Annotated in this window: 10 protein-coding genes; 7 read left to right on the top strand and 3 right to left on the bottom strand. The window is 68.7% G+C overall.

What is annotated here, in order from left to right; all coding sequences use genetic code 11:
- The first annotated feature begins 111 nt into the window (after window positions 1-111).
- The 7 genes from ACIQF0_RS12615 (at window position 112) to mmuM (ending at window position 10,101) form a co-directional block, all read left to right on the top strand.
- On the top strand, window positions 112-1,023 hold the full coding sequence (locus tag ACIQF0_RS12615; protein ID WP_401028364.1) for a polysaccharide lyase family 1 protein: 912 nt from the start codon (window positions 112-114) through the stop codon (window positions 1,021-1,023).
- A 244-nt stretch (window positions 1,024-1,267) separates the two neighbouring features.
- Complete coding sequence (locus ACIQF0_RS12620; protein ID WP_401028367.1) at window positions 1,268-4,144, top strand: glycoside hydrolase family 48 protein; 2,877 nt, start codon at window positions 1,268-1,270, stop codon at window positions 4,142-4,144.
- Between the two features lie 11 nt (window positions 4,145-4,155).
- The gene (locus tag ACIQF0_RS12625) at window positions 4,156-5,421 is read left to right on the top strand and encodes a lytic polysaccharide monooxygenase (protein ID WP_360035414.1); all 1,266 of its coding nucleotides are present in this window, start codon (window positions 4,156-4,158) and stop codon (window positions 5,419-5,421) included.
- Window positions 5,421-5,873: a hypothetical protein gene (locus ACIQF0_RS12630; RefSeq protein WP_401028371.1), complete on the top strand. Its 453-nt coding sequence runs from the start codon at window positions 5,421-5,423 to the stop codon at window positions 5,871-5,873. Before ACIQF0_RS12625 ends, ACIQF0_RS12630 begins: the two co-directional genes overlap by 1 nt.
- A gap of 20 nt (window positions 5,874-5,893) precedes the next feature.
- Window positions 5,894-7,639: a glycoside hydrolase family 6 protein gene (locus tag ACIQF0_RS12635; RefSeq protein WP_401028373.1), complete on the top strand. Its 1,746-nt coding sequence runs from the start codon at window positions 5,894-5,896 to the stop codon at window positions 7,637-7,639.
- 235 nt (window positions 7,640-7,874) lie between these two features.
- Window positions 7,875-8,897: a LacI family DNA-binding transcriptional regulator gene (locus tag ACIQF0_RS12640; protein WP_360035406.1), complete on the top strand. Its 1,023-nt coding sequence runs from the start codon at window positions 7,875-7,877 to the stop codon at window positions 8,895-8,897.
- A 358-nt stretch (window positions 8,898-9,255) separates the two neighbouring features.
- Window positions 9,256-10,101, top strand: coding sequence for a homocysteine S-methyltransferase (mmuM, locus tag ACIQF0_RS12645; protein ID WP_401029929.1), 846 nt, complete (start codon window positions 9,256-9,258; stop codon window positions 10,099-10,101).
- A 65-nt stretch (window positions 10,102-10,166) separates the two neighbouring features.
- On the opposite strand, the gene ACIQF0_RS12650 is transcribed toward mmuM, so the two are convergent.
- The 3 genes from ACIQF0_RS12650 to ACIQF0_RS12660 form a co-directional block, all read right to left on the bottom strand.
- A complete protein-coding gene (locus ACIQF0_RS12650; RefSeq protein ID WP_401028376.1) occupies window positions 10,167-11,459 on the bottom strand; it encodes a cellulose binding domain-containing protein in 1,293 nt (430 codons plus the stop codon).
- Window positions 11,460-11,482: 23 nt separating this feature from the next.
- Complete coding sequence (locus ACIQF0_RS12655; protein ID WP_401028379.1) at window positions 11,483-12,805, bottom strand: PHB depolymerase family esterase; 1,323 nt, start codon at window positions 12,803-12,805, stop codon at window positions 11,483-11,485.
- An 84-nt stretch (window positions 12,806-12,889) separates the two neighbouring features.
- The gene (locus ACIQF0_RS12660; RefSeq protein WP_401028382.1) at window positions 12,890-14,263 is read right to left on the bottom strand and encodes an endo-1,4-beta-xylanase; all 1,374 of its coding nucleotides are present in this window, start codon (window positions 14,261-14,263) and stop codon (window positions 12,890-12,892) included.
- Window positions 14,264-14,738: the final 475 nt, after the last annotated feature.

Consider the following 14,738-nt stretch of genomic DNA (forward strand, 5'->3'; position numbering starts at 1 on the left):
TTCGAATCGAATATCTTCGAATTGGTTGACCGCTGCGGCGCGCGCTGGTTGTGTGAGTTGTACCGCCGCTCACCAATTGGAAGGCATGGAATGATTCCAAAGCGTGCAGCATTGATTTCCGCAGTAGCGCTGGTCGCCGGCGCTGTTGCAGTTCCCCAGGCCGCGGCAGCCCCGTTCGGGCTGGTCGGCTGGGCCACTCAGGGCGGTGGCACGACCGGTGGCGGTAGCGCTTCGCCGGTCACGGTCACCACGGCATCCGCGTTCGTCGCGGCCGCGAAGTCGACGAGCGCGGCGGTGATCCGGGTCTCCGGCACCATCTCGCTGTCGAGCATGACGAAGGTCGCCTCGAACAAGACCATCGAGGGTGTCGGCTCGTCGTCGACGATCACCGGGCAGGGCCTGAACATCGCCAACGCCTCGAACGTGATCGTGCGCAACCTCAACTTCGCCAACTGGGGTGACGACGCGGTCAACGTGCAGTACTCCACCCGCGTGTGGATCGACCACAACACCTTCTCCAACGGCTACGACGGTGCGGTCGACGTCAAGCGGGCCTCGGACTACGTCACGGTGTCCTGGAACAAGTTCACCAGTCACAACAAGACGATGCTGCTGGGCCACAGCGACGACAACGGCTCGGAGGATCGCGGCAAGCTCCGGGTGACCTACCACCACAACTGGTTCGCCGGGACGCAACAGCGCCACCCGCGCGTGCGGTTCGGCAACCCGGTGCACGTCTACAACAACTATTACGGCGGTGTGACCGACTACGGCGTCGCGTCGACCGTCGAGGCCGGGGTCCTGGTCGAAGGCAACTACTTCGAGAACACCGAGGACCCGTTCCACCGCGGTGAGGGCAGTTCACCCGGTGGCTCGCTGGTGGCGCGCAGCAACCACTTCGTCAACTCGGGAACGGGCGACCAGGGCGGCTCGGTCAAGAGCATTCCCTACTCGTACCCGCTGGACGGCGCGAGCAGCGTGAAGAGCGTGGTCACGGCCGGTGCGGGAGCCGGGCGCGGCTGACGAGACCAGGGGGCGCCCGAAGTGGCGTGGGCGCCCCCACCCTTCGTCTGGGACCGCTCCCAGAATTCCACTCGAAGGGAGCAGCAAGAGGAACCGGCAGACGAATTGCCGTTGCTCCGCAAGGACCAAACCCCAGTGCCCTTCGGCTGATCGTCGACTGCACCGGCGGCCAGTTGGCCGATGTGGTCCACGTTACAGTGCCGTGAACTCTGGGAGCGCTCCCAGTTGTCGAGAGGGCGGCGGCATGACTCGACGAACAGTGGCGTTGGTGGCTGCGGCGGTGGTGTTGATCGGCGGCGTTCCCGCCGTCGCGGCACCGCTCGCGGTGGCCTGCACCGTCACTTATCAGATCACCAACGAGTGGAACACCGGATTCGGCGCGGCTGTGTCGATCCGCAACGACGGGGAGGCGCTCAACGGCTGGAACCTGACCTGGACGTTCCCGGACGGCCAGCGCGTCACGCAGGGCTGGAGCGGCAACTTCACGCAGACCGGCGCGGTGGTGAGCGTGACCAACCCGGCCTGGGCGCCGAGTCTGCCCTCGGGCGGCACCGCGCAGGTGGGCTTCAACGGCAGCAAGGGCTCGACGAACCGGCCACCGACGGACTTCGCCGTGAACGGCGTGTCCTGCACCGGCCCCAACCAGGCACCGTCCGTGGCACTGACGGCGCCGACGAGCGGCAGCAGCTACACCCTGCCCGCGCAGATCCCGCTGGCGGCGACCGCGCAGGACACCGACGGAACGGTGGCCAAGGTCGACTTCTACGCCGGTGACACGCTGATCGCGACCGACACCAGTTCGCCGTACACCGGCACGTGGACGTCGGCGCCGGCCGGTGATCACAGCATCACCGCGCGGGCGACGGACAACCGCGGCGCCACCACGACCTCGGCACCCGCCGCGGTCAAGGTCCTGTCCGGACCGGCGGTGGTGGCCTCGCCGAGCACGGTCTCGGTCAAGCAGGGGCAGACGGGGACGTTCGACGTCTCCCTGGCCACGGCACCGAGCCAGCCGGTCACGGTCACGATCGCCCGCAGCGGCAGCTCCGACCTGACCGCGAGCCCGACGACGCTCACGTTCTCCGGCACCGCGAAGCAGACGGTGACGGTGACGTCGGCGAACAACGGCGGCTCGCTCGGGACCGCGACGTTCACCGCGTCGGCCACCGGGTACAGCCCGGCGAGCGTCACGGTCAACGAGATCGATCCGTCCACATCGGACTTCAACAAGGCGTTCCTCGACCAGTACAACAAGATCAAGGACCCGGCGAGCGGCTACTTCCGCAAGTTCGGCGACCTGCTCGTGCCGTACCACTCGGTCGAGACGCTGATGGTGGAGGCACCGGACCACGGTCACCAGACCACGTCCGAGGCGTTCAGCTACTACCTGTGGCTGGAAGCGAGCTACGGCCGCGTCACCGGTGACTGGGCGCCGTTCAAGTCCGCGTTCGCGTCGATGGAGAAGTTCATCATCCCCGCGAAGGCCGACCAGCCGACCAACGACAAGTACGACCCGTCGAAGCCGGCGACCTACGCGCCCGAGCACCCGAGGATGGACGCCTACCCGTCGACGCTCGACGGCACCGTTCCGGTGGGCCAGGACCCGATCGCGGCGGAGCTGAAGTCCGCGTACGGCAACTCGGACGTCTACGGCATGCACTGGCTGATCGACGTCGACAACACCTACGGCTTCGGCAAGTGCGGCGACGGCACGACGGCGCCCGCGTACATCAACACCTACCAGCGCGGCTCGTCGGAGTCGGTGTGGGAGACCATCCCGCAACCCTCGTGCGACACGTTCAAGCACGGTGGCCCCAACGGCTTCCTGGACCTGTTCACCAAGGACTCCTCCTACGCCAAGCAGTGGAAGTACACCAACGCACCGGACGCGGACGCCCGCGTGGTGCAGGTGGCGCTGCTCGCCCAGCAGTGGGCGACGGCGCAGGGCAAGGCCGGCGACATCTCGTCCGAGATCGGCAAGTCCGCGAAGTTGGGCGACTACCTGCGGTACGCCATGTTCGACAAGTACTTCAAGCGCATCGGCAACTGCACCAGCCCCTCGTCGTGCCCCGGCGCGACGGGCAAGAACAGCGCGCACTACCTGATGTCCTGGTACTACGCGTGGGGCGGCGCGACCGACACGTCCGCGGGCTGGGCGTGGCGCATCGGTGACGGTGCCTCGCACCAGGGCTACCAGAACCCGTTGGCGGCGTACGCGTTGTCGAACGTGGCCGCGCTCAAGCCGTTGTCCGCCACCGGACAGCAGGACTGGGCGACGAGCCTGAGCCGGCAGCTCGAGATGCTGCAGTGGCTGCAGTCGGCCGACGGTGGTCTGGCCGGTGGCGTCACCAACAGCTGGGAGGGGCAGTACGCCTCGCCTCCGTCCGGTACGCCGACGTTCTACGGCATGTACTACGACGCCCACCCGGTGTGGCGCGACCCGCCGAGCAACCGGTGGTTCGGCTTCCAGGTGTGGGGGATCGAGCGCACGGCGGCGCTGTACCGGCTGACCGGGGACGCGCGCGCCAAGAAGATCCTCGACAAGTGGGTGCCGTGGGCGATCGCGAACACCACGACCGGCACGAACTTCCAGATCCCCTCGGACCTGGAGTGGTCGGGAGCCCCGGACACGTGGAACGCCACCAACCCCGGCTCGAACGCGAACCTGCGGGTCCGCGTGCTCAACCACAGCCAGGACGTCGGCGTGACCGCGTCGTTCGCCAAGGTGCTGCTCAACTACGCGGCGAGGTCAGGCAACGCGCAGGCCAAGACCACGGGTGAGTCGTTGCTGACGTCGTTGCTGTCGCACCAGGACAGCCTCGGCATCGCGGTGCCGGAGACCCGCACGGACTACAACCGGTTCGACGACGTCTACAACACCAGCACGCGCGAAGGGCCGTACGTGCCGAGCGGCTGGACCGGCAAGATGCCGAACGGTGACCAGATCGGGCAGGGCTCGTCGTTCCTGTCGATGCGGTCGATGTTCCGCAACGACCCGCAGTGGCCGAAGGTCCAGTCCTATCTGGACGGTGGACCGGCACCGACGTTCACCTATCACCGATTCTGGGCGCAAGCCGAGATCGCCACGGCGTTCTCCCTGCACGCCGAGATCTACGGGTGAGGAGTCCCGAGATGAGGAAACGCATAGCGCTCCTGACAGTCGCGGTCGCGGTCGGCGCGGTTCTCGTGCAGACCGGCGGCACGGCGGTCGCGCACGGGTCGATGGTCTGGCCAGGCAGCCGTACCTACCTCTGCTACGAGGACGGTCGCGCCGGCAGCGGTGGCGGCGACATCCAGCCCACCAACCCGGCGTGCGTCGCCGCGGTGGCCCAGGGCGGGAAGCAACCGTTGTGGGACTGGTTCGGCAACCTGATCAGCAACGCCGCCGGACGCCACCGGGAGATCATCCCCGACGGCAACCTGTGCGGTCCCACCACGAAGTACGCCGCCTACAACCTCACCCGCTCCGACTGGCCGTCGACGCAGGTGCAGGCGAACAGCACGGTCACGTTGCGGTACAACGCATGGGCGCCGCACCCCGGCACCTGGGAGCAGTACGTCACCAAGGACGGCTTCGACGTGACGAAGCCGCTCAAGTGGTCCGACCTCGAGTCGACGCCGTTCAACTCGGTGACGAACCCGCCGCTGGCGAACGGCGAGTACGCCTGGCAGGCCCGGCTGCCCAACAAGTCCGGCCGGCACGTCATCTACTCGCTCTGGCAGCGTTCGGACAGCCCCGAGGCGTTCTACAGCTGTTCGGACGTCGTGTTCGGCGGAGGCACCGGCACGCCCGACACCACCGCGCCGTCGGCACCCGGCACCCCTGTCGCGTCCAGCGTCACCAGCAGCTCGGTGAAACTGGACTGGAGCGCGTCGACGGACAACATCGGCGTGACGGGCTACCGGGTCTACAACGGCAGTCAGGTGGTCGCGACCTCCGCGACCAACTCGGTGACCGTCACCGGTCTGACCGCGGACACCCAGTACTCGCTGACGGTGGTCGCGACGGACTCGGCGGGCAACGCGTCAACGGCGTCGTCGGCCGTGGCGGTCAGAACATCGAGTGGTGGCAGCACCGGTTCCTGTTCGGTCGCGTACACGCGGCCGAGCACGTGGAACGGCGGATTCACCGCGAACGTGACGGTGTCGAACAGCGGCACCAGCGCGATCAGCGCGTGGCAGCTCGTGTGGGCTTTCCCTTCGGGACAACAGCTCTCGCAGGCCTGGTCGTCGACGGTCACCGTCGCGAGCGGGCAGGCGACCGCGAAGGGCGTGTCGTACAACGCGGACATCCCGGCCGGAGGTTCGGTCACGTTCGGGTTCAACGCCACGACGACGTCCACACCGGCTGATCCGACGTCCTTCACGCTCAACGGATCCGCGTGCGCCATCCGGTGATGAGGGCCCTGGTCGCCCTCCTGGTGGTGGGTTCGGTCGCGTTCGCCCTCCTCGTAGGACGCGCCGAACCCACCCCTGACCTCAGCAGGGGCGTCGACGGCGTCGCCGAGTGGCTGCACGAGCTGACCGACGAGTGCGCGAGCGTCAAGCGGGACGACGACTTCACCGGATTCGCAGGTCCGGTGCGGTCGAAGGTCTACGCCCCGTTCATCGCGGAGTGGGGGACCTGCGCCAAGCAGCCGTACGAACGGCTGGGGCTGCTGATCCTGCGGCCGGGCCTCGAACAGGCCTGGCTGGCCGCGCTCGCGAGCGGCGAGGTCCGGGGCGACCCGGACCTCGCGTTCGGGGACGGGTTCGCGCTCACCGGCTCGATCGGCATGGAGTACCTCGGCCTGAAAAGACTTGAGTGCACGCCCACCGCGTGTTCGCTCATGGAGATCAAGCACCATTGACAGACAGGAGATCCGGAGCAATGAAGCTCAACGGACAGAGGCGGTGGGCCGCGGCGGGAGTCGTGGTCGCCACCACCGCGGCGACGATCGCGGTGGCGCTGACCGCACCACCCGCGGGCGCCGCACCCGGTTGCCGTGTCGACTACACGGCGAATGCCTGGGGTGGCGGTGGTTTCGGTGCCGCGGTGAAGATCACCAATCTCGGCGACGCCGTGACGGGCGGCTGGACGCTGAAGTTCGCGTTGCCCGGCAGCCAGCGCGTGGCGCAGGGCTGGAGTGCGAACTGGACGCAGTCGGGCGCCAACGTGACGGCGACGAGCATGTCGTGGAACGGGAGCCTGGGCACCAACGCGTCCATCGACATCGGCTTCAACGGCTCTGGCGCCGCCAGCGGTGACGTGAACCCGACGACGTTCACCCTGAACGGCACGGTGTGCACCGGAGCGCCGACGACCACTACGACGACCACCACCACGACGACCACCACGACGACGAGCGGCAACCCGAACCCCGGCACCAAGGTCGACAACCCGTACGCCGGCGCGAAGGTCTACGTGAACCCGGACTGGTCGGCCAAAGCGAGCGCGGAGTCGGGCGGCAGCAGGATCGCGAACCAGCCGACCGGCGTGTGGATGGACCGCATCGCCGCGATCAGCGGCACCACCGGTGCCCGCGGGCTGGCCTCGCACCTGGACGAGGCGGTGCGCCAGGCGGCGGGCTCACCACTCGTCATCCAGCTCGTGATCTACAACCTGCCCGGCCGTGACTGCGCGGCGCTGGCCTCCAACGGCGAGCTCGGGGCCACGGAGATCAACCGCTACAAGACCGAGTACATCGACCCGATCGCGTCGATCCTCGCCAGGCCCGCGTACGCGAACCTGCGCATCGTGACCGTGGTCGAGATCGACTCCCTGCCGAACCTGGTCACCAACGTGACGCCGCGACCCACCCAGACGCCGCAGTGCGACGTCATGAAGGCGAACGGCAACTACGTCACCGGTGTCGGCTACGCGCTGGCGAAGCTGGGCGCGGTCCCGAACGTCTACAACTACCTGGACATCGGGCACCACGGCTGGCTGGGCTGGGACGACAACTTCGGCCCGTCGGCCGAGCTGCTCTTCCAGGCCGCCAACGCGTCCGGCGCGACGAAGGCCAACGTGCAGGGCTTCATCGCCAACACCGCCAACTACGGCATCCTGACGGAGCCGAACTTCTCGATCGACGAGACGGTGAACGGCACGTCGGTGCGTCAGTCGAAGTGGGTGGACTGGAACCGCTACACCGGTGAGCTGCCCTACGCCCAGGCGTTCCGGCAGCGGGCCGTGCAGGCGGGCTTCGACGCGAACGTCGGCATGCTGATCGACACCAGCCGCAACGGCTGGGGCGGCGCGGCCCGTCCGGCAGGTCCTGGGCCGAAGACGACGGTGGACACCTACGTCGACGGCGGCAGGCTCGACCGGCGCATCCACCTCGGCAACTGGTGCAACCAGTCCGGGGCCGGCATCGGCGAACGGCCGAAGGCGGCGCCCGCGTCCGGCATCGACGCGTACGTGTGGATCAAGCCGCCGGGTGAGTCCGACGGCGCGAGCGAGGACATCCCGAACAACGAGGGCAAGGGCTTCGACCGGATGTGCGACCCCACGTACACCGGCAACCCTCGGAACAACAACAACCTGTCCGGCGCGCTCGGGAACGCGCCGCTGTCCGGGCACTGGTTCTCCGCCCAGTTCCAGGAGCTCATGCGCAACGCCTACCCGGCGCTGTGAGCAACTGGATGTGAACGTGCCCATGCGGCCGGCCCTGTCGTTCGGGGCCGCGCCGTGTGGGCGCGCTCTTCCTACCTGCTCTCGTTTTCTGTCGGGCAAGTTTCCAGACAGTGCTGAATTCGTCTGGACCACCCGAATTGCGCAATGTTAACGCACACATAACCCTTGATGTCATCAGAAGGTGCTCCCTATGGTGTCGACACGCTCACTGAGCGCAAGCGCGAAAGGAGGCTGTGTGGTCACCATCGCGGACGTCGCAAGGCACGCCGGGGTAGCCCCGAGCACGGTCTCCTACGTCCTCACGGGCAAGCGGTCGATCTCCGCGGACACGAAGTCGAGAGTCCGCGAGAGCATCAGGGCGCTGGGCTACCAGCCGCACGCCTCCGACCGCACGATGTCGGCGGGCCGGACCAACGTGATCGGGCTGGTGCTCCCGCTGCGGGCGGGCACGCACCTGCCCGCGGTGATGCGCTTCGTCACGGCGGCGGTGACGACAGCGCGCAGGTACGACATGGACCTGCTGCTCATGACCGCGGACGACGGCGCGGCGGGCCTGCGCCGCGCCGCGAACAGCGCCCAGGTCGACGGGTTCCTCGTGATGGACGTGGAGATGGACGACGACCGCGTGCCGCTGCTGCGGCAGCTGTCCAAACCGTCCGTCCTCATCGGACATCCGGCGGCGGCGCGCGGACTCACCTGCGTGGACCTGGACTTCGAGGCCGCCGGCGCGAAGTGCGTCGACCACCTCGCCGACCTGGGTCACCGCTCCATCGGCTTCCTCGGCGCGCCGAGCGCCGTCTACCGGCGCAGCACCGGCTTCGCCCACCGCACCATGAACGGGTTCAGCGCGGCCGCCATGCGCAGGGGAGTCGCCGCGACGGCACTGGCCGTCGAGGGCGACCACGACTCGGTGCTCAGGGCGACCAAGGCCCTGATCCGCGCACACCCGTCGATGACGGCGCTCGTCGTGCACAACGAGGCGGCGCTCGGCTGGATCACCACCTGCCTGCGCGCGGCCGGCCGGCAGGTACCGGGTGACGTGGCGGTGGTCGCGATCTGCCCGGACGAGCTGGCCGAGCAGACCTCACCGCTGCTCACCTCGGTGCGCCTGCCGGCGGAGGAGCTCGGCAGGCACGCCGTCGACCTGCTCGTCGCCAAGCTGGAGGGCAAGCAGCCGCCACCGCTGATGTTGTTGCCGCCCAGGCTGTCCCGCCGGGCGAGCACCCCGGACCAGGCCGCGCACCGCGGCACGGCCTGACCGGCTCGGACCGGCGACGCCGGGACAGCGTCCGCGCGTGTGGACTTGCGGCGCGCACACGCGGATGTTTCCGGTGGTCGCCCTGGAGGAGTGCGCGATCTGTGTAATCGCGCACTCCTCCTCCCTCGTCGATGCCTTCGTCCGCTTTCGTCTCGCGGGCGGTGTGACGGACGGTCGTTGGGACGGGTGTCGTTCTGCGTGGACATTCGGTGCGCGTGGAACGACATGCCCTGGGATCGTCCTGGAGGAGTGCGCGACTCACGGCGGAGCGGTCGTCGCGCACTCCTCCTCCCTTTAGGCTCACCGGGTGGAACTGGCAGAGGCTTTGGCACAGCGGGTGGTCGTGCTCGACGGCGGCATGTCGACGGCGCTGGAACTCGCCGGGCACGACCTGTCCGACTCGTTGTGGTCGGCGCGGTTGCTGCTCACCGATCCGGACGCCGTGCGCGCCGCGCACCTCGCCTACTTCCTGGCGGGTGCCGAGGTCGCGATCACCGCGAGCTACCAGGCCAGCTTCGCCGGTTTCGCGCGGCGCGGGATCAGCGAGAGCGAGACGGCGCGCCTGCTGCGGTCCAGCGTCGCGCTCGCCCGCTCCGCCGCGTCCGATGTGGACGGACCGCGCTGGGTGGCGGCGTCCGTCGGGCCGTACGGGGCGGTGCTGGCGGACGGGTCGGAGTACCGCGGCCGTTACGGGCTGAGCCGGCAGGAACTGGCCGACTTCCACCGCCCGCGCGTAGAGGAGCTGTGCGCGGCCGGGCCGGACGTGCTCGCGATCGAGACCATCCCGGACCTCGACGAGGCCGAGGCCGTGCTGGAGGTGGTGCGCGGCAGTGGCGTGCCGGCCTGGCTCTCCTACAGCGTGCGCGGTGACCGGACGTGCGCCGGGCAGCCGTTGGAGGAGGCGTTCGCGGTCGTCGCGGGGGTCGGCGAGGTGATCGCCGTCGGCGTGAACTGCTGCGCGCCGGAGGACGTGGCGGGCGCGGTCGCCGTGGCCCGCGAGGTGACCGGGCTGCCGGTCGTGGTCTACCCGAACAGCGGGGAGCGGTGGGACGCGCGCGAGCGGTCCTGGACGGGCGACGGGACCGGCTTCGCCGCGCTGGCGGGGGAGTGGGCCGACGGCGGCGCGCGGATGGTGGGCGGGTGCTGCCGGACCGGGCCGGACGCGATCGCCGTTCTGGCGGAGAGCCTTGCCACGAGGCCGTGACCAGGCGAACGGCCTGCCGGCCCCCGTCCGGCCGGCAGGCCGTCGCGCTTACTGCGGGGTGGTGGTCAGGCGACTGCGCAGGCGTTCCCGTTGAGGCTGAACGACGCCGGTGCCGCCGCGTCGCCGGTGTGGGTGGCCTGGAAGCCGATGGTGATCGACGAGTTCGGTGCTATTTCGGGGTTGTAGGAGACGTTTCTGGCCGTCACCTGTCCTGAGGAGGGTGAGTAGGTCGCGCTCCACCCGGAGGTGATCGTCTGCCCGCCCGGCAGGGTGAAGGCCAGCGCCCACCCGGAGACCGGCGCGGAACCGGTGTTGGCGATGGTGATGTTCGCGGTCAGGCCGGTGTTCCAGGCGTTGACGACGGTGCTCACCCGGCAGGCCGTGCCGCCGGGCGGCGAAGTGGTGGTCGTTGTTGTCGTCGTCGTGGTGGTCGTGGGCCCGCCGCCGGTGAACTGGGTGATGAACGTCCAGGCCTCGCCGGAGGTCCAGGTGCGCCAGCCGTCGCCGCCCGAGTCGATCGGGCCGGGTGTGTGCCCGCCGTCGAACGCCGCCCACACCACGGGGTAGCCCGCCCGGCAACCGCTGTAGGCGGTGACGACGTGCGTCCGGCTGCCCGCGCTCGGTTCGCGCGGGTTCTGCGCTGTGCAGCCGTTGTTGCGCACGAACGTGTCCCGCAGCGCGCGGCCTTGTCCGATGCCCAGGACCGTGTCGCTGATGCCGTGGATGCCCAGGTACCCGATGGGCTGGGTGCCGCCGTCGCAGCCGCTGAGCTGCGCGCCGGAGTAGGCGACCACGGCGCGGAACACGGTGGCGCGAGCACAGGCCACCGCGTAGGACATGGCTCCGCCGTAGCTGAAGCCACCGGCGAAGCGCTGGGTCGTGTCGATGCACAGCCCCGAGTCGAGCAGTCCGACGAGGTCGTCGACGAACCTGAGGTCCTGGCCGCCGGGGTTCGCCCAGCCGTTGTTGTTGCCCTGCGGGGCGACGAAGATCGTGCCGTTGTTCGCGGCGTCGGCGAGCCTTCGCAGCCCGTAGTAGGACCAGTTGTAGCCGTCACCGCCGCCGGAATCGACGTCGTTCGCGGTGCCGCCCAGCCAGTGGAAGCCCACGAACAGCCGGTACTGGCGGTTGTTGTCGTAGTTGGGAGGCAACCGCAGGATGTAGGAACGGTTCTGGCCGCCGCTGCTGATGGTGTGCTGGCCGCTGGTCAGCGTCGGTGCCTTGCCGCATCCGGCCGTCGCGGCCGTCGCGCCGGTCTCGCCGGCGGCCGGACCGCCGAGGGCGATGCCGGCCGCGCCCAGCAGGACCACGGCACTCGCGATGGCCGCCGCTGTCACGGACCTGTGTTGATGGAACATCGTCGTTCCTCCGGTCGTCGCGTTCAGGCCGCGCCGCAAGGCACTCCGTTGAGCGTGAAGCCGCTCGCGGCGGCGCTGTTGCCCGTGTGCGTGGCCTGGAAGCCGATCGACACCTGGGCGGAGGGCGCGATCTGCCCGTTGTAGTTGACGTTCGTCGCGGTCACCTGGCCAGTGGTCGGGGAGTAGGTGGCGCTCCAGCCGCCCGTGATGGTCTGCCCGCCGGGAAGCGTGAACTGCAGCTTCCAGCCGTTCACGGCCGTCGGGGACGTGTTGGTGATGGTGATCGTCTCGGTCAGGCCGGTGTTCCAGGCGTTGACCGACGCCTTGACCGAACAGCCCTGGGACGGCGGCGGAGTGGTCGTGGTGGTCGTCGTCGTGGTGGTGGTCGTGCTGGTGGGCGGGCGATCGAGGCCCAGGAACGTGATGGCGTACCCGACCATTCCCGCGGTCGGCACGTCGTGCCCGGTGCCCTGGGCGCTGATCCCCTCGACGACGGCCGCCGTGCCGGTGGCGCCGTAACGGGTGCGGGTCCAGTTCGACTGGGGCTGGTCGGTGGACACCGGTGTCCTGCTCACCCCGTGCAGGTTCGTCCACTGGTCGAGCGCCTCACCGAAGTTCGGGTACGCCAGCGTGGTGTCGTTGGTGCCGTGCCACAGCTGCATTCGCGGGTAGCGACCGGTGTAGCCGGGGTACATCGCCCTGGCCTGGTCGCCCCACTGCTGCGGGGTCTTCAGGAGGGTTCCGCCCGAGCACTGGCTGTTCCACATCGATCCGTCGGTCGTCGCGAAGCAGCCCGCGGGGACGCCGGCGAACGCCGAGCCGGCGCTGAACACGTCGGGGTACTCGGCGGCGAGCACGTTGGTCATCATCGCGCCGGACGAGATGCCCGCGACGACGATGCGATCCGGGTCCACGTTGTAGCGCTGGCGTGCGTACGACACCATCGACATGATGCCGGTGGAGTCGCTGCCTCCGTTGCGGCGCAACGCGTTCTGCGTGGAGACGTCGAAGCAGTGACCGTCCCTCGTCGCTTCCGGGTAGACGATCACGTAGCCGTTGCGGTCGGCGGCGGAGACGAAGTCGCGTCCACCACCGTTGTGCACCGCGCTCGCGGAACCGGTGCAGTAGTGGATCATCACGAGGAGTGCGGGGCGAGCCGCGACCGCGTCGGGCGCGTAGACGTACATGTTCAGGTTGGTCGGGTTGGCGCCGAAGTTCGTGACGCGCACGAGTGAGGCGGCGCTCGCCGGCTGGGGCACGAGCGAGAGCGCGACGGCGGCGGCCAGCAGAGCCGCGGCCGCGATGATGGCAGCGGTGCTGCTCCAAAGCTTCCGGGTCAAGGTCATCGAGGTCTCCCGAGGGCAGGCGGGCTCCCGCGGAGGACGTCTCGTCCGATCCGCGGGAGCCTGTCCGGTGGGTGGTGCGGGACGTCAGCTCGCGGCGCAGGCCGGGTTCAGACCCGCCCCGCTTCCGCTGCCCTGGAAGCCGAACTCGGTGGACCCGCCGGCGGGCACGTTGGCGTTGTAGTCCACGTTGGACCAGACGACGGTTCCGTTGTTGCCGCTGCGGGTGGCACTCCACGAGCCCGTGACGGTGCCGTTCGACAGGGTGGTGGTGACCTTCCAGCCGCTCAGTGCGCTGGAACCCGCGGTGACCTTGATCGTGGCCACGAAGCCCTCGCCCCACTGGTTCAACGACACCGACGCGCTGCAGGCGCCAGGAACGGGGTCGTTGCTCGTGGTCGTCGTGGTGGTGGTCGTCGTCGTTGTCGTCGGGTCGGTGCCACCACCCGCGTTGAGCGCGTTCAGCGTGGAGTTGTAGGCGGCCTTCTTGTTGCCGCTGCCGTCGAACAGCAGCGGGGTGCCGGAGGCGCGCCACGAGTCGGTGTCGCGGATGCCCCACACGGTGATGCCGGTGCACCGCGAGACGGCGAGACAGGCCCGCGTCACGCGGTCGTAGCTCGACGCCTGGGAGCTCCCGGAGCCCTCGATGTCCAGTTCGGTGATCTGCACGTCCACGCCGAGGTTGGCGAAGTTCTGCAGGGTGGTCTGGTAGTTGGAGGGAACGGGGCTCTGCGAGTTGAAGTGGGACTGGAAGCCGACGCAGTCGATCGGGACGCCGCGGGACTTGAAGTCCTGCACCATCCGGTAGACGCCCTGGGTCTTCGCGTGCGACCAGTCGTCGGTGTTGTAGTCGTTGTAGCAGAGCTTCGCGCCGGGGTCGGCCGCCCGTGCCGCGCGGAAGGCGGCCTCGATCCAGTCGTTGCCGGTGCGCTGCAGGTTGGAGTCACGGCGTCCGCCGCCGCTGCCGTCGGCGTAGGCCTCGTTGACGACGTCCCAGGCGTAGATCTTGCCGCGGTAGTAGGTCGCGACCTGCGTGACGTGGTTCAGCATCGCGTTGCGCAGCGACGTGCCGGACATGTTCTGCATCCAGCCGGGCTGCTGCGAGTGCCACGCCAGAGCGTGCCCGCGGACTCGCTTGCCCTGGTTGCGGGCCTGGTTCAGGATCCGGTCGCCGTTGCCGTAGCTGAACTGGTTCTGGTTCGGCTCGGTCGCGTCCATCTTCATCTCGTTCTCGGCCGTGACCATGTCGAACTCGCGGTTCAGGATCCCGGTGTAGGTCGAGTCACCGAGTCTGCTCGCCGAGACCGCGGTACCGAAGTAACGGCCGCTCTGCTGGGCGGCCGCGCCGAGGGTGGTCGCCGCGTTCGCGGCGGGTGGTGCGATCAGGGTGGCGCCGATTACCGCTGTCGCGACCGTGGCAATGATCGGGATCAGGGCCACTGACTTCGATGTCAGTTTCATCATTCACACTTTCGCAGGAACACCCGTCGCGGGGTGTGATGGGCAGGGTCAGCTCACGAGATCCGGTGCGCCAGGGCCGGATCCCGTTGAGCGACAACGAGTGTCGCAGCTCGCTGTTCGCGCTCACAAGAACGCGTTGTCGAATTCGACAGCAGGTTGACCTGATCGGCGTAGGAATGTAGGGGAGCGCTCCCAGTGTGAACTCCAAACCGTTTGAGCACATTCGTCGAACAAGTTTCGAAACTTCTTTCCGCTAAAGTGAGCGCTAACAACTTCAGCGTTGACCGAACTTTGTTTCGCGGCTACATTGGCCGCAACTCGTATTCGCTTTCCGCGGCGCTGGTCCGATGTGGACCTGGTGCTCGACCACTCGGCGGTGGAATTCGCACGCCGATCGTGGGAGCGCTCTCACGCGCCGTGATCCCTCATGCCCACCAGCGACGATGCTGCGAGGACCCTGAATGAGAGCAACCGA

The sequence above is a fragment of the Lentzea sp. NPDC092896 genome, from assembly GCF_044754905.1.
Taxonomy (GTDB): domain Bacteria; phylum Actinomycetota; class Actinomycetes; order Mycobacteriales; family Pseudonocardiaceae; genus Lentzea.